Here is a 17,818-nt window from a genome sequence, read left to right as displayed (position 1 = left end):
CATGTCACCGGCCACGTGCGATTCGGTCCGAGGGGGCTGCCACCGCCGTGGCGACGTTGGGCGGCGGCGAACCCGAAGAACGCGCGGTGGTCGCGGACCGGCTGCGGGCAGCCTGGAGCCGCGTGGACGGGGGAGAGACCGTTGCCGATGCGGCGTACAGGGAATTGGCCCCGTCGTGCAGTGCCGCGCCAGCGGTGGCGAGTGCTTCCTCCATCACCCGTACTGCTGCCTCCCGGGCATCCCTGGCGTCGGGCTGGTCGCGCAGACTCTCGGTCTGGTTCAGGAAGGCGAGCTGGTGGGCCACCGCTCCCAGGGCGGAAGCCGCTTCGCCTGCGGGCTCGACGGCGGCGGCGAAGCTGGTGATCACCCGAGCGGTGTGGGGCGCATGGTCCTGGTCGGCGGCACGGAAGAGGACCTCGTCGCCCAGATCGGTGACCAGCTTTCCGAGGTCGGAGATCTGGCGTGCGACGGCGATGACATCGGGTGAGCGGTGGGTATCTCCCGGCACCGGCAGCTTGCCGCGCTGGGCGTCGAAGGCGGAGGCCGTGGCGCGCAAGGCCAGGGCGTCGGAGAGTGGGGTGTTGTTCACGGGGCGCTCCAAGGTGGGGACGGTCGGATGGGCTGGGTTGGTGGGTGAGGACGGTTCAGCCGTGGGTGCGCGAGGGCGGTCGTGCGGCTGATGGCGTGGAGGCAGGGCCTGGGCATTCCGAGGGCTGTGCGGCCGGTCGCGCTGTGCTGCGGGCGAGGGCGGCGTGGACCTGCGCAGTCGGGGGCCCCTCGGTCGACGGCGCGGGGGGCGGCGCCGGAGCGGGGTGGCCGTTCGCGGTCTGCCAGCGGGCGCGCACGTCGTCGAGCGGCCCGAGCGCGTGCAGGGCGTGGCTGATGAGCCGTCCGGGGGCCAGGGTCTCGTTCTCGGCCAGGGCGCGGATGGCGCGGGCGGAGGCAGCAGCCGTACTGGCGACGGAGGAGCGCATGATCTGCTCGCCGAGCCACTCGGCGCTGCCGGCGCCGACGCCGTCGCAGATGGCGGTGAGCTGTTCGGTGGTCAGCGTGCCGTCGGCGAGCAGACCGCGCCGCTGGGCTTCCCACAGCACGGTTATCCGGTCGATGGGTTCGCCGCGGTGGTGCAGCGCTCCTACGCAGCGGTAGAGCTGGCCGTGGGCGGGATCGGCGAAGTCGCCTGGTCGCAGCCAGCCGACGACCTCGTCCATCGCCTTCGGCCGCTCGACCAGGACCGCCAGCAGGAACTGCTCGTCCTCGGCGACCTGGTCCGCCCGGACCGGCGGCGGCGCGACGAGTGCTGTGGAGGGCGGCGTGGCCGGGGCGACCGGGCTCGGTTCGGACCCCCAGCGGCGCGCGAGGTCGCCGAGTACCCCGGCCAGGACGTCCGCATGGTGCAGGGCTCCCTCCACCTGGCCCTGGAGGGCGTCGGCACGGGCTGCCTGGTGGAGGCGGATCGCGTGCTCGGTCACGCTGCGGTGGATCGCTCCTTCCAGCACCATCCGGCCGTACACCGGGGCGTGCTTGGGACGCGGGCAGGCCGAGATGAGGATGTGGGCGTATGCCGCGGTCAGCCCCCGGACGTGGTGGCTGGCCTCGTCGACCGCATCGGTCACCCAGGACAGCGGCACGGGTTCCTTGGTCGCCAGGGCGGGGTGGCCGTCGGTCCGGAGCTTGCGCAGGGCGGCGAACAGCGCCTGGTGGACCGGCCGGTAGAAGTGATCCGGCGCGAGCCAGTCGAGGTGCGTGAGCTGGCCGGGGTCGAGCAGCACCGAGCCGAGCACCGCCTGCTCGACACTCAGCAGCGGATTCATCGCTGCCGCCCGGGGTGGGAAGTCGGTGGATCGTCCTGCTGGGAGCGGAGATTGGCGATGGCCTGGTCCGCGGCGGCCATCGCGGCGGCGAAGCGGTCCAGCTCGCCGGTGAACGTCGGATCGGTGGCGAGGATCGAGCCGGAACCGGTGACCAGCCACCACTGGCCGCCACGCCGGACGACCGGTGACCGGGCGAGGCGTTCGGAGCGCGCCAGAGGGGAGGATGGAGTGCGCGAGGACACGAGGGGGCTCCTGAACAGGTAGAGGGGGGAGCGTCAGGCCGTGAGGTCGACATCGGCCTGGACGGGGGCGCCTGAGCGGCAGGACCAGGGCGGGCAGCCCGTCCGGCTCGCCGTTCTCCAGTTCGGCGTCCCACAGCGCGTCGAAGCGCTCATGCCGACAGCCCGAAGTCGTCGTGGCCCAGGGACTTGGCGAGGGCTCGCTCGGTGATGGTCTTCGTCGCGCGGGCCGAGGCCGGACCCACCACCTTGGCGGAGGGCTCCTTGTACCAAGGCCGCAGGTCGAGCATCGCCACCCGGATACCGGTGGCGAGCAGCAGCGCCTTGCCCTTCGGGAGCGCGCGGATCGCGTCGGGGGGCAGGACCCGCTCGGTGCGCATGCTCACCGAGGTGGACTTGCCGCTGTCGCTGGTCGACACCGACGTCGTCTGCACGTCGTGGTCACCGACCTGCCTGCTCAGACGGTCGGCGAAGTCAGCGTCGTCGATGCCACTTCCGATGATCTTGATGGTCGCGGCGGACCAGAGGGCGTCCATGCCTGCCTCGCCCCAGCACCGCTGACCCTGCCGGTAGGACTGCAGGATCGTCATCGGGATCACACCCCGTGAGCCCAAGTGGCTGTACAGGTCGGGGAGATCGGAAATTTTGCAGACGTTGGCGGCCTCGTCGAGGACACACAGGGCAGGTGGGTCGAGCCGCCCGCCGGAGCGCTCGGCGACCACCACGGCCGCGCGCATCACCGCATCGGCCGCTGCCGCGATGATCGCCGAGGCCGAGCCGCCGCCGTCCTTGCTGAGCAGGTACAACGTGTCCCGGGAGGTGGCGAACGCGGAGGGCTTGAACTCGGGAAGGTGCTTGCTGGGGGTGACCCAGGCGGCGACGTCCGGGTCGAGCAGGCAGCTGGCGTACTGCCGCGCCGTCTCATAGATGCCGTCCCGCGTTTCCGTGGCCCCGCTGACGGTGCCCTGGAGCTGGGCGGCGACCGCGTCGTGGCCGGCGTCGGTGAGCAGGTCCACCGGAGTGCGGTCAGCAGGGGAGGCGAGCCAGGCCAGGACATCGGTGATCGGGCGCCGATGGCTGGCGGCGGCCAGGAACAGCGCACCGAGAGTGTTCGATGCGGCGGTGGACCAGAAGTCGGAGCCGTTCGACTCGTCCACCGAAGCGGCGACGAAGTGCCCAGCCAAACGTTTCGCCCCGGCCAGGTCGCGGGCGTCGGCCAGGATGTCCCACCACATCTCGCGCGGATGGTGGGCGATCTGCTGCGGGTCGAGTGTCCAGATCGTGCCGACCCTGGCGCGGGCGTCCACCGTCGCGGTGAAGGCATCGTTCGCCGCCTTGTTCGAGGTCAGCAGTACCGGGCCGGGAGCGGCGAGGATCGCGGGGATCGCCAGCCCGGACGTCTTGCCGGAACGCGGGGCCATGATCGCGACGATCACGTCCTCCCAGGAGGCGCGGACCTCGGCCCGGCCCGGGGAGAGCGTGCCGACGAGGATCCCGCGGTCGGCGGGAGCGACCTCCTTCGCCTTGAGATCGGACAGGCTCGGCCGCAGGCTCCTCGCCTTGGCGGTGATCTCCTTGTCTAGCAGCGGGGCGAGATCCTGCTTGCGGGCGAGGCCGTTCCTCGCGCCGCCGCGCAGCCGCAGCCACAGGACGAGGCCGGTGATGATGAGGCAGACGGATAGCAGGCTGGGGACGAGTCGCGCGCCGACCAGCAGGGCGGTGGGGCTCAGATGCGGCCACAGCACGTCGGGGTGCAGCAGCGCGTCGGTGGCCTTGAACGGCACCCAGGGGCCGACGCCGACGAGGGAGTTGGTGAGGTTGCCGGTCAGCCAGGCGAGGGAGCCGAAGGCGATAGTGGCGCTGAGGACGCCGAACAGGAGGTAGAGGAGCGCGTCGGACCCGGTGGTGGTCGAGGGCGCGCTGCTACGCGGGGCGGGCATGGCGGATCCAAGGAGGGAGAGCGGACAAGACGGGGCGGGGCGCGCGGCGCTCTTCTGCTGGTCATCAGGGCAGCTCCTGTTCGGGGGAGGGGTCGATGATCGAGGTCATCGGGTGCGCGGCGACCGGGGCGGCGGCGCGGTGGCCGGTGGTTCGGACATCGCGTCGGCGGAGGGCGTGGCCCGCCGGGTGGCAGCGTGCGGGGAGGAGGCGCGGGCGGCTCGCTGCCGGTCTGCTCCCGGGTTCTGGGCGGCGGACGGTTTGGTGTCTGCGACCGCGTTGCTGCCGAGGACGTCGCTGAGCAGTTCCCTGGTCTGCAGGACAGGCACCTCGTCGCGGTACTTGGGGTCGCTGAGTTCCGTAGGACACGTGGCGATCATGTCCTCGGCGACCTTCAGCTCCTCCTGGACGTCCCGCAACAGGCGGGTGGCGGCGGCCAGCCGTGTCCACGTATCGAAGGTCGGGTTGTGGTGCGGGTTCTCGAAGGTCAGGCGTGCCTGGGTCCAGTCGGCAGCCGCAGCTACGAGTTCGGTCAGTTGCGGGAGGGCCCCGACCAGGGCGCTGTTGACCTCCTCGATCAATCCGGCAACCTCGCTGGGCGTTGCCGTCTCCGTGAGACGGGCGATCATCCCGGGGATGGAGTGCGGGTCGGCAGACGGGTGCGGCAGAGAGCGGACCCGCAGTGGGGTGTCAGATACGGGCAGCGGGTCGTCGTAGGCCAGCCGGATGTTGTGCTGCATCGCGGCGGCGACGGCCTCGCCGATGCTCGGGTAGGACTCGGGCACTGTTCCTCCTCGGTCGTGGTGCTGGATCGGTGCCATCCAGGTGGGGAGCACGCGCACTGCGTGCTCCCCACCTGGATGGATAGACCCCTCGGCCCTTGGCCGGTCTGATGGCGGACGAGCTGGCCAGAGCGTCGGTGGTCCGCATGAGGTAGGTGCGCGCCAGCCCGACGGAGGGAGTACGGGAGGAGAGCATCGGGATCACCGGGTCCGAGGACTGGGGACCTGCGGCGGACGTGGGGCTGTACCGACCCCCGGAGACGGAGTGCCGAGCGCCGAAGACGCCTTGGCCTTGTCCGCTGCGGGCGACGTGGCGAGAGCTGCGCTTCGGGAGTCAGGCAGAGCGGAGGACTGCGTCTGCGCCTCGGCGTGGTCCTGCTGCGAGTCGCCGACACGGTGCAATTCGTGTCCCGCTTCAATGAGTTCTGATTGCGCTGCGCTGACGAACTCCGCTGCGAAGCCGAACCGGTCGGCGAGCGCATACGCCTCGTCGTCGAGGTCGGTGATCTGCTCGCCTGCCATCTCCAGCGCTTCCCGGACGCGTTCCAGGAGGCCGTGCTCGGGATGAAGGAGGTGATCGACCGCCTGCGCAAGGCCGGCACCGTTCTCGGCGGCCCTGATCTGGTCGGTCAGCCGCAGGACTTCGGCTCCGGCGATGTAGAGCCCGAGAGGGTTGGCCGGGGTGGTCAACCGGCTGGTGTCGAGGTCGGGGTCCAGGTCGACGCTGTACCGGGCGGCGCGGAGCATCTCGGCTGCGTGGGTGGCGATGGCAGCTCGGTCAGCGGCCAGGGTGGTGGTCGGAAGGCGGTGGCGGCGGCCGTACCAGTCCTCGATCTGCTGGAAACCGGCGTGCTTGAGGAGCGTGGCGGACAAGTCGTCACTGGCGCCCTTCGCCGAGACGCTGCCGCTGGGCTCGATGTTGATGGTGATGTAGGGGGCAGGCACGTGGGTCTCCTGGGTGCGGGGTGTTGGGCGTGGGGCAGGGGGCAGGTGGCCGAGTTCGGCGGCGATACGGTGGCACTCGGTTTGCAGGCGGAAGGCGTCGCGGTAGGCGTTGTGGAGGCTGCCGTCCTCGCGGGCGAGGGTGGCCACGACGTAGACCCGGTGGGGCTGGTTGCGCAGGGCGATCCACCGGCAGGCGTCCGGGTCGCCGTCCGGGGCGATCCCGGTGGCCGCCACAACCAGGCGGGCAACGTTGGCCCACTGCGAGTCGGTCAGGTCGGGGTGCCGAGGATCGGAGCGGACCGAGCAGACCCACACCGGCCGCTCGGGCGCGCGGGCCCCGAGGCGCTCGACGGGTGCGTCGAGGGAGTGGGCAAGATACGGCAGGGCGTCGGGTTGGGCGAGCATCTCGATGGGGGCGCCGTGGCCGTCCCTGGCGATCAGACGGGGGTTGGCGTGGTTGCCGCGCTCGCCCGGCCCGTACAGATACGTGAGCAGACCGGCGGTGTGGCTGGCGCGCTGCAGGTGGGCGATCACGGCGTCTACCTCGAAGGGGAGTGGCGAACGGGAGCCCGGGTGGCCGGCCGTCAGGGAGAGAGGATCCGTAGAATCCGCGATTTGGCCCGGCCGGAGATGGGTGATAGACGCCCCAGGTCACTGTGGCTCGTCGAGGCCCTGGTAGTAGGCGAAGTCCGCGCTCGAACCTGCCGGATACCGGCCCCTGTGGGCCCGCCGCCGTGAGCGGCCTTAATGTCCTCTTCTCCTCTTTCTCGGCCTATATATGCAAAGGCTGATCAAGGGCGGGGTACTGCTGCCATCGTGGTGATGGACACAGACGGTCGGCATGGTCGGGGGCGGCATGGGACGGAACCTCAGGTGGGCAGTGGCGGGGTTGGCGACGGCCGCGGCCTTCGCCGTGCCGGCATGGCTGTGCGGTGAGGTGGTGCTGCCACCACTGCTGAAGGATCCCGCGATCCGCTGGTCGCTGGCCTCCGCGCTGGGCGCGGTGCTGGGCTCGCTGGCGGTCTTGTGGGGCCACGGCTTCGCCACCCGGGCCCCGGCGACCGGGACCTCCGGCCGCTCGGTCCGGGCCACGGCCGAGCGCGCCGTCGCCATCGGCGGCGACAACCGGGCCACCATCTCCACCGGCGACACCGCACCCACCCCGCCCGCACCCGCTCAGCCCTCTGCCGGACCGCACCCCGCCCCGCTACCACCGGCCCCGGACACGGTGGCCGCATCCGGGAACCGTGCGATCGCCATCGGCGGAACCAACTCCGGCCCGCAGTCCACCGGCGACCAGTCTGGCGGTGCCCACCCGTGAGGTGGCCGTTGCGGCGGGCCGGGACGCAACCGGAACCACCCGCCACCGAGCCTGGCCCACGGGTGGAGGCGAGCGCCAAGAGGGCCGTCGCCATCGAGGGCAACAACTACGCCCCCGTGCTGACCGGGGACCACTCCCGGGTGGTGTCCCTGCCGCCCGAGGCACTGCGGCCGCCTGCCCAGGTCTCGGCTCCGGCCGGGCTGGACAACCTGCCGGTGCGGCCGGGGCTGTTCATCGGGCGCACGGCCGAACTGGACCGGTTGGATGGGGCACTGGCCGCTCCGGGCAAGGTGGTGGTGCAGGCGGTGCACGGACTGGGCGGAATCGGCAAGAGCACCCTGGCCAACCACTGGGCCGCAACGAGCCCCCACGGCTGTACCCCGCGCCGATGGATCACCGCCGACAGTCCCACCGCCGTCCAGGAGGGCCTGGTAGCTCTGGCCGCCGCCCTGGAAACGTCTCTGACCAATGCACTCCCGCCGGAGGCATTGGCCGAGCGTGCCCTCCAGTGGCTGTCCACCCACACCGGCTGGCTGCTGATTCTGGACAACGTCAACGACCCCGCCGACATCGCCCCGCTCCTGGCCCGCGCCCAGCCCCAAGGACGCTTCCTCATCACCAGCCGCCTCGCCACCCCCTGGCACGGCATCCCCACCGTGCTACGCCTAGACGTCTTGGATGAGGCCGAATCCCTGGCCCTGCTCACCAGCATCGCCACGACCACCGGCCCCCGGGACATGGACGGCGCCGCCGAACTGTGCGCTGAACTCGGCCACCTCCCCCTGGCCATCGACCAGGCAGCGGCCTACCTCGCGCAGGACCTGCTCACCACGCCCCGCTCCTACCTGGACCTGCTTGCCCAGTACCCGGCGGTCATGTACCGCGACGGCGCGGTCACCACCCCGGTGGAGCGCACCATCGCCCGGATCTGGAACATCACCCTGGACCGCATTACCGCCCTCCAGCCCGCAGCCGCCGACCTGCTGCGCACCCTGGCCTGGTACGCCTCCGACGAAATCCCCGCCGCCCTGGCCGGTGCCTCCGTCAACCCGCCCGCGCGGAGCAAGGCGATCGGTCTACTGACCGCCTACAGCATGATCACCCCCGACCCCGCCGCCGGCACCCTGGCCGTCCACCGGCTCGTCCAGGCACTCGCCCGCACCTCCGACCCCGACGACACCCACCGCACCCCCCACCTCGTCGACCAGGCCCGCACCCACGCCACTACCCACCTTCACACCGCTCTACCTGCCGCATGGGACACCCCCGATACCTGGCCCACCTGGCGCACCCTCCTCCCCCACATCGACGCCCTGGCAGACCACGCACCCACCGACACCGACACCGACACCACCGCAGAGATCCTCAGCCGTGCCGGGCTCCTCCTGCATAACCAGGGCCAGCTCAGCCGCGCTACCAGCCACCTCCAACGCGCCCTGGCCGACCGGGTGCGGGTGCTGGGCGAAGACCACCCACACACGCTGGCCTCGCGCAACAACCTCGCCTACGCCTACAAGTCGGTGGGGGAGCTGGGCCGGGCGATCGAGTTGTACGAGCAGACTTTGAAGGACCGGGTGCGGGTGCTGGGCGAGGACCACTCCGGCACCCTGGCCTCCCGCAACAACCTCGCCAGCGCCTACGAGTCGGCGGGGGACCTGGGCCGGGCGATCGAGTTGTACGAGCAGATCCTGGCCGACCGGGTGCGGGTGCTGGGCGAGGACCACCCCGACACTCTGGTCTCCCGCAACAACCTCGCCGGCGCCTACTACACAATGGGAGATCTGAGCCGGGCGATCGAGTTGTACGAGCAGACCCTGACCGACATGGTGCGGGTGCTGGGCGAAGACCACCCACACACGCTGGCCTCCCGCAACAACCTCGCCAGCGCCTACGAGTCGGCGGGGGACCTGGGCCGGGCGATCGAGTTGTACGAGCAGACCCTCGCCGACCGGGTGCGGGTGATGGGCGAAGACCACCCACACACGCTGGCCTCCCGCAACAACCTCGCCTACGCCTACCAGTCGGCGGGGGGTCTGGGCCGGGCGATCGAGTTGTACGAGCAGACCCTGACCGACATGCTGCGGGTGCTGGGGGAGGACCACCCCGACACCCTGGCCTCCCGCAACAACCTCGCCTACGCCTGCTACACGGCGGGGGATTTGGGCCGGTCCATCCCGCTGTTCGAGCAGTCCCTCGCCGACCGGGTGCGGGTGCTGGGCGAGGACCACCCCGACACGCTGGCCTCCCGCAACAACCTCGCCACCGCCTACAAGTCGGTGGGGGACCTGGGCCGGGCGATCGAGTTGTACGAGCAGACTTTGAAGGACCGGGTGCGGGTGGTGGGCGAGGACCACCCCGGCACGCTGGCCTCCCGCAACAACCTCGCCACCGCCTACTACACGACGGGGGACCTCGGCTGCGCCGTCCCGCTGTTCGAGCAGACCCTCGCCGACTCCCTGCGGGTGCTGGGCGAGGACCACCCCGACACGCTGGCCTCCCGCAACAACCTCGCCGGCGTCTACGAGTCGGCGGGGGACCGGGGCCGGGCGATCGAGTTGTACGTGCAGACTCTGGCCGACCGGGTGCGGGTGCTGGGCGAGGACCACCCCGACACGCTGGCCTCCCGCAACAACTTGGCCTATGCCTACGAGTCGGCGGGGGACCGGGGCCGGGCGATCGAGTTGTACGTGCAGACTCTGGCCGACCGGGTGCGGGTGCTGGGCGAGGACCACCCCGACACTCTGGTCTCCCGCAACAACCTCGCCAGCGCCATCGCCGAACGCAACGGCGGCGAGCCCGAGCAGCCTTGACCTCGCCTGAGCCGCTCCGTCGCCCGCGACCGATCAGGCGGCACTCCCCAGCCGTAGTGCGACACGGCAGAGGTACTCAAGCCTGCTGTAAAGCGACACGACCTGCGTGGGACACGGTGTCTGCTGACATAACAAGCAAGGACGATGATGTCCCGGGCGGTCAACTCCGCTGACCAGGCGGTGAGTAGATAGGGGGCGAGGCCGGGCTCGCTGCGGTGGAGGTCGGCGAGCAGGTCGGTGGTGCTCTCGGTGCGCCGCACGTCGCAGCGCAGGGGGCGCTCGGGCATGGGGTATCCAGCATCACTGGCAAGGAGAGGGAGCCGGTGCCCCGCCGGGGCGGGGCACCGGGCGGTCAGAAGTGAGGGTTCTCGGTGGGCCGGTCGGCTACGGTGGCCGCCTGGAGCAGGTCGGTCAGGTCGCCGGGCTCGGAGGAGCGCTGGTCGATCCACCACCCTGCGCGGGTGATAGTGCGAGCCGTCGCCTCGATCTCCTCCCACTCCGCCTCGCTGGTCTCGCCTTCGAGGACCAGAGTGGTGTAGGCGGCAGCCAGGATCTGGTGGCGGCAGCGCACGCCCCACGGGACGGCGCGCTCGCGGCCTTCGAGGGGCGGCATCCGGTACTGCTCCGACCAGGCATCGGACTCGGCCTGCTCCTCGGCGCGCTTGGCCTCCAGCCAGGCGGCCTTGTCCTGCTCGTCGCCCTCCTTCGCGGCCCGCCAGCAATCGGTGCACTCCTGCTTGGCGAGCCACTCGGCAAAGCTCGCGCGACGGTCGGCTGCCCGGTCGGACAGGTCACGGGCGACGCTGTGCCCGCACAAGAAGTCGATGTGCCAGATGGTTTTCACGGCCATGGGAGCTTTTCCTTACGGGTGTTGGGTGTCAGCGGGTGCGGGAGAACGCCACGCGCGGGTCCACCGGGCGGGAAGCCGGGACGGAGGCGGCGGGCGTGGGGACCGGAGGTTTGCCGGGCAGGCCGGCGTGGGCGGGACTGGCGGCGAGCGCGGCGGCGTTCATGACGGGGAACTTGCGGGGGGCGATGTCTGGGCTGCGTTCATGGCGCGCTGCCGCAGACGGTGCGGGCGGGCGGTGCGCGGTGATGTCCCGGACGAGGGCGGGCTGTACGGCTACCTGGAGGTCGGCGCGGTGCATCGCCACGGTGGCCTGAGCTACCTTGCCGAGTGCCTGGCCACGGTCGGTGGTGATCGGCAGCGTGTAGATGTCCAGGTTCGCGTTATGCCGCCAACCGTGTTCTTCGAGGAGCTGGCCGCCGAGGGGGGCACCGTCGGCTGTGGCGGCGACCACGCCGAGCTGCGGATGCTCGGCGAACGCGACGTCCGGCTCAATGCGCGGGTGCCGGTCGCGGGCGGGCGCTGGTCCGGAGACCAGCGAGGGGTCGAACGCGGAGTCCACATCAACCCGGTAGCCGGCCTTGCGCAGCAGCGCGACGGCCCGTGTGGCGCGGTCCTGCCCATCACGCTGCTGGTTGGCCAGCGCGTACAGGTTGGGGTGATCGAGGACGGGGTGGAAGTCGAATCCCTTCAACATCCAGGTCCTTGCGGCCAGTCGCTTGGGACTGGAGGCGACGATGCCGAAGTCGGGGTGGCGGCCGACCGCGACGTCGGGAAGCGGGACGCGCTCGGGGGTGGGCATGGCGGATCCATCCGGTGCGGGCACGGGAAGAGGGGCGGTCGAGGGCGGGGATGGTTCTGCTGGTGCGGGACATGACGGGCTCTCCGAGGTGGGCGGCGGTCAGCGACCGGGTGCGGACGAGGGTCGGGCGGGAGGCAGGGCGGGACGTACGGCTGAAGCTGACGGCAGCGCGGCTGGGGTCGTGCGCCGTGCGGTCGGCGAGACCGCGAGAGCGGCGGCGACTCGGGGCGCCGCCTGTTCCTCCAGGGCGACTCGGTCCACCCGGGCCTGGACCCTGTCGGGGTGGTCGGTGTGCCGGTCGGCCAGGTCGCCGCGCATGGACCGAATTTCGAGCGCGTAGGAGTCGAGTTTCTTGGTGATGTAGCGCAGGCGGTTCGCGTAGTGGGGATCGGCGGGTGCACCCAGGCCCTCCCACCAGTCGGCCGTCGTGTTGAGGGACTCGACGACGCGCTGGAGAACGCCGTCATCGGGAGCGGTCAGCTCGCTCAGTGCGGCGACGGCCTCGCTCGTATGTGCCGCCGACTGGATGGATTGGGTCAGGTGGCCGAGCCGGTCGCCGAGGCTGAGCCCGTGATTGCCAGGGGGCGGCCGGCTGGGGTCGAGCAGGTCGGGGTCGCACGAGACGTCGAAGCCCTCGGCCTGCAGCATGTCGAAGGCCCGGGTCACCATTTGTCGTTGCTCGACCAGTTCGGTCATGGCGGAGGGTAGTCGGTGGAAGCGCTCGCGGAACCGGACGACGGGGACGAAGCCCGCACGGTGGAGCACCGCGTCGGCAGCGCTCTCCTGAGCGATTCGCTGGGATTTCGGTCGGGGTGGCAGGCCGAGCTGGTCCAGACGCGTGTCGATGGCGGCGAGCAGGCGGGGGACGCTGCTGCCGTGCCGGGCGTGGGGACCGTCGAGCTCCGAGTCGTAGATCACTTCGTGGAGCGTGGAGTCGTCGGGATGCCCGCGCGTCACCAACCAGCTCTCCGGATACCCCGGCGGGTGGTCGGTGGGCGGTTCCTGGGGCGGAGAGATGATCAGCGAGCTGCCGTCGGGAAGTTCGGCGTGGACGATGTAGTCACTGAGGCCGTACTCGACGGTGCAGGCCAGGCCGCGCTGCCGAAGCGGCGTGGTCAAGTGGCTGTACTGGTGCTCACGCTCCGACGTGCCAGCGGCGACTTCCGGGATGAAGGGTTCGCTGGTGCGCGCAGTGACGTGTGTGCCCTCGCGTTGGAAGGTGACCATGGTCTGATCGGGGCGCATGTGGGCTTCTCCGTAGCCGGTCGTCCCCAGCAGTCGACGGCGGGAAGCCGCAGCCGGGCGGGGGACTGCAGGGGTGGTGGCGTTCGTCGAGGATCCGGCGATCGGATGGTTTGGCCTCGCGGGAGGTCGGTGCTAGAGGCTTCAGCGCGAGCGGCGCACGGCAGGGGGGTCGGGCGTCTCCGAGGCGGGCGGCGAAGCGGCAGAGGCACCGTGCTGGCCGGAGGCGGATCGGGCCAGGGCCGCCTGGACACGCCCGGTGTGCGCGGACTGGTCATCGCCGATCCGGTCGGTCAGGTGATCGGCAGCCCTGGCCAACGCCGCTCCGCCGTAGCTGAGTTCGTCGGCGTAGTGCCAGCCTTCGGAGTTGCGGATCTCGCGGGCTCGTTGCTCGTAGAGCTCCCGCGACCCGGGCATGGACCCCTCCATGAGCGCGATGACCTGATCCCACTCGCGGCGGATCTCGCCCGCTCGCTCCAGTACGGAGTCGATTCCCTGCAGGCGCAGCAGGTCGGCGCTGATCGGGCCGTCCACGTAGTCGGCCGGTTGCGCGGCGGCCCGGACACTGGCGAGGACTTCGGGGCCGTGGGCCAGGAAGGTCTCGACGTGCTCCCAGGCGGCGGCGTCCCGGGCCACCTTGCCGTCGGCGTAGCCGGTTTCATCGACGGGCCAGCCGTCCTCGTCGCAGTACGAGTCGGAGACCGCGTCCCACTGGTCCGAAGCCTTCCTGATGCCGTCGGCGGCGGAGGCCAGGGCCTGGACACGTGCCCGCCATGCCGCCGGCTCGCCGGCATCTTGCGGCCGGCAGTCAGGGGTGGCGGAGGAGTCGGGAGAGGTGGGCATGATCGCTACTCATTTCTGTACGGGGTGCCTCACCGCGAACGCGGCAGCGAGCGCGTGACGAATGGTGGGACCGGAGCGGGGGCGTCGCTCTGCTGGCCGGGGGAGGTTCCCCGGGCCGACGCCGCTGGCGAGAGACGGGCTGCTGCTGCCGCTTGGTGCGCCCGGGAGTGGATCTCGTGGTCGACGTTCTCCGCGACGAGATGCAGCTCCTCGCCGAGGTCGGTCAACCGGGAGGCGATGGCGTCCAACTCGGACGCGCTGCTTCGGGCACCGTGGGTACGGCACCACTCGGAGGCGGTTTCGAGTATCTGGTGCAGGCGGGCCACCGCGCCGAAGTCCTCCGTGACGGCCTCGCGGAACAGGTCGGTGAACTCCTCGGTCCGGGCTGCGGCGAGGCGGTCGTTCCCGTCAGTTGCCGGTGAGTCGCTGTCCGGACTCGTGGCCGGGCCGGTCGTCGGGTGGCGCTGGAGCGGGGCGGAGTTCTCGACCGCACCGAGCCGGAGACCGGGGGCGAGCCCGGACCGGGAACCCGAGACCTCACGGGGGCTCACTGCCGGGCCTCCCTGCTCGATCCAGGAACTGAGGACTCGTCAGTTGCGGTGAACGCGCGGGGGTCTGCATGCATCCGGGCGTCCGTGTCGAACAGTTCGCGCTCGGCCGGATGCAGGATGTGCTGGGTGATGAAGCTCCGACCTGCGACTTTCCATAGGCCCCGGCCCTTGGTCAGGGCGGACACGGCCTGGGTTTCGATGCCGGTGAGGCCGAGCAGTGACGCGGCGGCGGCGAGCTGGTCGGGCTCCTGACGGTAGATGATGCGGGTGGAGCAGTCGGCGAGGAGGCCCTCGGCCAGCACCCGGCCGCGTGAGCCGGCGTCGCCCGCGCTCAACAAATCACTGAGGCGGTGGATGACCATCAGGTTGGCGATGCCGAGCCCTCGGCTGAGCTTCCACTGGCTCTGCATGCGCTCCAGCAGGCCGACGTGCCTCATCACGCGCCATGCCTCGTCGTAGATCACCCAGCGTCGGCCGCCGTCCGGGTCGGAGAGCGCGGACTCCATCCAGGCGCTCGCGCAGGTCATCGCGAGGACCAGCGCGGTGTCGTCGCCCGAGCCGCCGAGGCGGGAGAGGTCGATGGACAGCATCGGGGTGGTCGGGTCGAAGGTCACGGTCGAGGGCGCGTCGAACATGCCGCTCAAGTCGCCGTGGACCAGACGGCGCAGGGCATGCGCGAGGTCCTGCGCTGCGGCGCTCATGCGCCCGGCCTGGTCGCCGAGAGCCCGGTCGAGGCGCTCGGGCGCGCCGAGGGTGTGCGCGATCTCGCCGAGCAGGGGCACGGTGCCGCTGGCCTCGTCCTTGGTGACGACCAGGTCCAGCGCGAGATCGAGGGCCGTGTGTTCCATCGGCTGGAGATCGCGCTTCAGCACGGTGCGCGCGAGGCTGGCCAGGAGCAGGAGACGGCGCTTGCGGACCTCGGTCGACCAGTCGTCCTCGCTCACCGAGGCGGGCCGGGCCGGAGCATCCAGGGGGTTCAGCCTGCCCGGGAGCCCCGGTCCCAGCGCGATGCTGTAGCCGCCGAGAGCCTGCGCGACGGCCGTCCACTCGCCCTTGGGGTCGCAGGGCACGTAGACCCGGTAACCATGGGCGATCGCCCGGGTCGCGATGGACTTGGCCAGCGCGGACTTGCCCATGCCGATGATCCCGGCCAGGACCGCGTTGGGGTTGGTGAAGCCCTCGACCCGGCCGCTGCTGTACAGCGAGAACGGGTCGTAGCAGAACGCGGCCTCCGCGTGGACGTCGCGGCCGATGAAGATGCCCTCCGCGCCCAGGCCACCCTCGGCGAGGAAGGGATATGCCCCGGACACCGTGGCGGTGGTCATCCGGTGGGCGGGCAGGCGGAGCCTGCCACCGCGTGCCGAGGAGGAGCCCGGGCGTCCGGACGGCGGATAGGCCGGCCGCAGCTCCGGGGCGAGGCTCTCCTCGTCGCGGCGCTTGGGCGGGGTCCCTGCGAGGCGGGCCTGGCGCCGGGCCTCGGCGAAACCGGCGCGGGCGGCGCGCTGCTCGGCCCGCGACGACTTGCGGGGAACGAACAAGGGGGAGGCGCTGGCGCGAGTACGGGGCATGAACGATTCTCCAGACGGAAGGCAGGGTCAGTGGCGGACGAGACCGGTGAACGGAGCGTGGAGGTCGGCCGGGGTGGTACGGCGTCGGACCAGGTGCGCGGTGCGCTGGTGGCGCTGGCAGATGGTCAGCTCCGGTGCGCCTTCTGGCAGGCCGGCCTGGCACGCTTCGCGGTCGGGGACCTCACCGGAACCGGGCCGGGGGGCCGCGTGGTAGGCGGCGTGGACATGGTCGGCGGCCTGCCAGATCCGGGTGCGGGCGGCGCTGAGCTGGTCGCCCTCGATCGGCACGAGCTGGCCCGTGCGGGCGGCGTGGGCATCGAGCAGGCCGTGCAGCGAGACGAGGTGGGCGTGCAGGGCGTCCAGTTCGGCGCGGGTGGTGACGAGAGGACCGCCTGGCACGTTGAGCGCTCGGTGGAAGTCGAGCGCGGCGGTGGCGAAGGGCACGAAGTCCTGCGCGGTCGGGCTGGCGGTGCGGGACATGGCGGTGCTCTTTCGGAGGGGAGGAGGGCCGACATCAGACGGCGAGGGCGAGCGGCACGGCGGCGACGGTGAACGCCTCGGCCTGCTGCCAGGTGAGCGGCCGGAGGTCGAGCTGCGCGCCGACCGCCGCAGTCTCCACGACCGCGCAGGCGGAACGAAGCTCCTCCTCGGAGTCGGCCGAGACGGTCAGTAGGCCGGTCAGGGCGACGTCCGCGTGGCCCGCGATGAGCTGCCTCTCCCGGGACTTGATGTCCTGGTACTCGATGGAGTCCGCCTCGGAGTCGACCTGGCCACGCCGCGCCCGCTCGGCGGCGTCCGCGATCACACTGGCCTTCCTGCGCTGGACATCACGCAGGGCGGCGTCCAGCCCCTTCGGCTCGTACGACAGCGACAGGGTCCGCCGCACCCCGGCGGCGAACAGCAGCTGGTGCAGGAAGCCCGCCGACGTCTCGGTGCGGGGCCAGTTTTCCACCCAGTACGTGCAGTGGACGGCGGAGTCGGTCGCGATGTGGTCCGACTTCTCGACGACCAGGACCGGGCCGGCCGCGGCTGCGTCGGCCTCGGGGCGCCCGGAGGAGGACCAACGGTCCAGTGCGGAAAGGGCCTTGGGGTCGTACGCCGTTCGTACGACTGCCGCGATCTCGCGGGCGGTGAGCCAGCCGGTGGGGTTGAGCCCGGCGGTGCGCGCGGCTTGGTCGAAGGTCGAGGTCAACTGCGCCAAGACGCTGAAGGACCCGGTCAGACCACCACCGGCCTGGTTGATCAGGCGTCGCGCGGCCTTGGCGTCCAGCGAGACCGCGACGTACGCCTCGTGCGGAGCCGCGGCCGGGCCCGCGCTCTGGATCAGCTCGCTGTAGACCTGGCCGGCCACCGGGGCATCGGGCCGGCCGTGCTCCTCCCAGTACCGGCGAAGGGCGTCGCCGGAGTCCGGCACGGTGCGCTCGATCACCTGGATCCGGGCGACCTGGCCGGTGCGGGCCAGTGCAGCGAGGGCACGGCCCCAGCCGCTGACGTTGGCGTTCTGGGTGCCCGGGTCGAGCAGCGCATAGGCGCGGGAGGACACCTTGACGACGGCAGTCAGCGTGCCGGTGTGGGGGTCGTGGACCGCGCCGTACCGGCGGTCGGGTGCGGTTACCACGCGCAGGCTGGCGGCGGTACCGGGCAGATGGAGGAGTCCTTCGCGGACCGGGCGGCGGGAGGGTCGAACGAGCCAGATCAACTGGCCCCGCAGCCGGCGGAGCGCGTACCGGGTGACGATCGGCGCCCAGTCGGCCAGGGCCCGGCCTCGGTGGCGGACGAAGACGAGCACGGCGATGGCGGCCCACAGCGGGATGAGTTCGAGAGCGCCGACCACGCCACGGGCGAGGATCACGGCGAGCAGGAGAAGGCCGGTGAGGCTCACGACGATCAGTTGCGGGGCGGTGAGGCCGAGCAGGATGCCGCGCCTGCTGCGGTGCGGGAACTTCACGGTGGCCGTGGTGGCTTCGGCCTGGCGGTTGTCAGACATGGCGGTTCCAGACAGTGGGAGCGGGCGGGCAGGGGCGGAGGCGTGGCGCTCTTCTCGAGGTCATCGCAGGACTCCACCCGTGTGGTCGAGGGAGGGGGCGGGCTGGAGGGAAGCAGCCCGCCCCCTCGG

16 protein-coding genes are annotated in these 17,818 nt (G+C 71.5%); 2 read left to right on the top strand and 14 right to left on the bottom strand.

Features of this window, described 5'->3' with window-relative positions:
• Positions 1–4 precede the first annotated feature (4 nt).
• The 6 genes from H4687_RS13725 to H4687_RS46355 form a co-directional block, all read right to left on the bottom strand.
• Positions 5–589: a hypothetical protein gene (locus tag H4687_RS13725; protein ID WP_046915972.1), complete on the bottom strand. Its 585-nt coding sequence runs from the start codon at positions 587–589 to the stop codon at positions 5–7.
• Between the two features lie 55 nt (positions 590–644).
• Positions 645–1,814, bottom strand: a complete 1,170-nt coding sequence (locus tag H4687_RS13720; protein WP_046915973.1) for a DnaB-like helicase N-terminal domain-containing protein — start codon at positions 1,812–1,814, stop codon at positions 645–647.
• Positions 1,811–2,056, bottom strand: coding sequence for a hypothetical protein (locus H4687_RS13715; protein ID WP_046915974.1), 246 nt, complete (start codon positions 2,054–2,056; stop codon positions 1,811–1,813). The genes H4687_RS13720 and H4687_RS13715 overlap by 4 nt, the downstream gene beginning before the upstream one ends.
• Positions 2,057–2,205: 149 nt before the next feature.
• Complete coding sequence (locus H4687_RS13710) at positions 2,206–3,993, bottom strand: type IV secretory system conjugative DNA transfer family protein (RefSeq protein ID WP_046915975.1); 1,788 nt, start codon at positions 3,991–3,993, stop codon at positions 2,206–2,208.
• A gap of 105 nt (positions 3,994–4,098) precedes the next feature.
• Positions 4,099–4,776: a hypothetical protein gene (locus H4687_RS13705; protein WP_046915976.1), complete on the bottom strand. Its 678-nt coding sequence runs from the start codon at positions 4,774–4,776 to the stop codon at positions 4,099–4,101.
• Positions 4,777–4,974: 198 nt separating this feature from the next.
• Positions 4,975–6,252 carry a hypothetical protein gene (locus tag H4687_RS46355; protein WP_225966677.1) on the bottom strand — a complete coding sequence of 426 codons (1,278 nt, stop codon included), beginning with the start codon at positions 6,250–6,252 and terminating at the stop codon, positions 4,975–4,977.
• Positions 6,253–6,574: 322 nt separating this feature from the next.
• Here H4687_RS46355 and H4687_RS13695 point away from each other — a divergent pair, with 322 nt between their 5' ends.
• Both H4687_RS13695 and H4687_RS48020 read left to right on the top strand, forming a co-directional pair.
• On the top strand, positions 6,575–7,039 hold the full coding sequence (locus H4687_RS13695) for a hypothetical protein (protein ID WP_159392196.1): 465 nt from the start codon (positions 6,575–6,577) through the stop codon (positions 7,037–7,039).
• A gap of 62 nt (positions 7,040–7,101) precedes the next feature.
• The gene (locus H4687_RS48020; protein WP_050398455.1) at positions 7,102–9,849 is read left to right on the top strand and encodes a tetratricopeptide repeat protein; all 2,748 of its coding nucleotides are present in this window, start codon (positions 7,102–7,104) and stop codon (positions 9,847–9,849) included.
• A gap of 352 nt (positions 9,850–10,201) precedes the next feature.
• Here the strand turns inward: H4687_RS48020 and H4687_RS13685 are convergent, their stop codons facing one another.
• From H4687_RS13685 to H4687_RS13650, 8 genes are all read right to left on the bottom strand, one after another.
• The gene (locus tag H4687_RS13685) at positions 10,202–10,699 is read right to left on the bottom strand and encodes a hypothetical protein (RefSeq protein WP_046918459.1); all 498 of its coding nucleotides are present in this window, start codon (positions 10,697–10,699) and stop codon (positions 10,202–10,204) included.
• A gap of 28 nt (positions 10,700–10,727) precedes the next feature.
• Entirely contained in the window at positions 10,728–11,498 is a 771-nt protein-coding gene (locus tag H4687_RS13680) for a hypothetical protein (protein WP_050398456.1), read from the bottom strand.
• Positions 11,499–11,597: 99 nt separating this feature from the next.
• Positions 11,598–12,743, bottom strand: a complete 1,146-nt coding sequence (locus tag H4687_RS46345; RefSeq protein WP_225966676.1) for a hypothetical protein — start codon at positions 12,741–12,743, stop codon at positions 11,598–11,600.
• Positions 12,744–12,884: 141 nt separating this feature from the next.
• Entirely contained in the window at positions 12,885–13,583 is a 699-nt protein-coding gene (locus tag H4687_RS13670; RefSeq protein ID WP_046913945.1) for a hypothetical protein, read from the bottom strand.
• Between the two features lie 29 nt (positions 13,584–13,612).
• Positions 13,613–14,134 (bottom strand): hypothetical protein, encoded by a 522-nt coding sequence (locus H4687_RS13665; protein WP_046913946.1) that lies wholly within the window; start codon positions 14,132–14,134, stop codon positions 13,613–13,615.
• On the bottom strand, positions 14,131–15,702 hold the full coding sequence (locus H4687_RS13660) for a P-loop NTPase family protein (protein WP_046913947.1): 1,572 nt from the start codon (positions 15,700–15,702) through the stop codon (positions 14,131–14,133). Before H4687_RS13660 ends, H4687_RS13665 begins: the two co-directional genes overlap by 4 nt.
• A gap of 27 nt (positions 15,703–15,729) precedes the next feature.
• On the bottom strand, positions 15,730–16,182 hold the full coding sequence (locus H4687_RS13655) for a DUF6238 family protein (RefSeq protein WP_046913948.1): 453 nt from the start codon (positions 16,180–16,182) through the stop codon (positions 15,730–15,732).
• A 34-nt stretch (positions 16,183–16,216) separates the two neighbouring features.
• Positions 16,217–17,689, bottom strand: coding sequence for an SCO6880 family protein (locus H4687_RS13650; protein WP_046913949.1), 1,473 nt, complete (start codon positions 17,687–17,689; stop codon positions 16,217–16,219).
• Positions 17,690–17,818 lie beyond the last annotated feature (129 nt).

The organism is Streptomyces stelliscabiei (assembly GCF_014873495.1).
Taxonomy (GTDB): domain Bacteria; phylum Actinomycetota; class Actinomycetes; order Streptomycetales; family Streptomycetaceae; genus Streptomyces; species Streptomyces bottropensis.
This window is presented reverse-complemented; position numbering and strand designations above follow the sequence as displayed.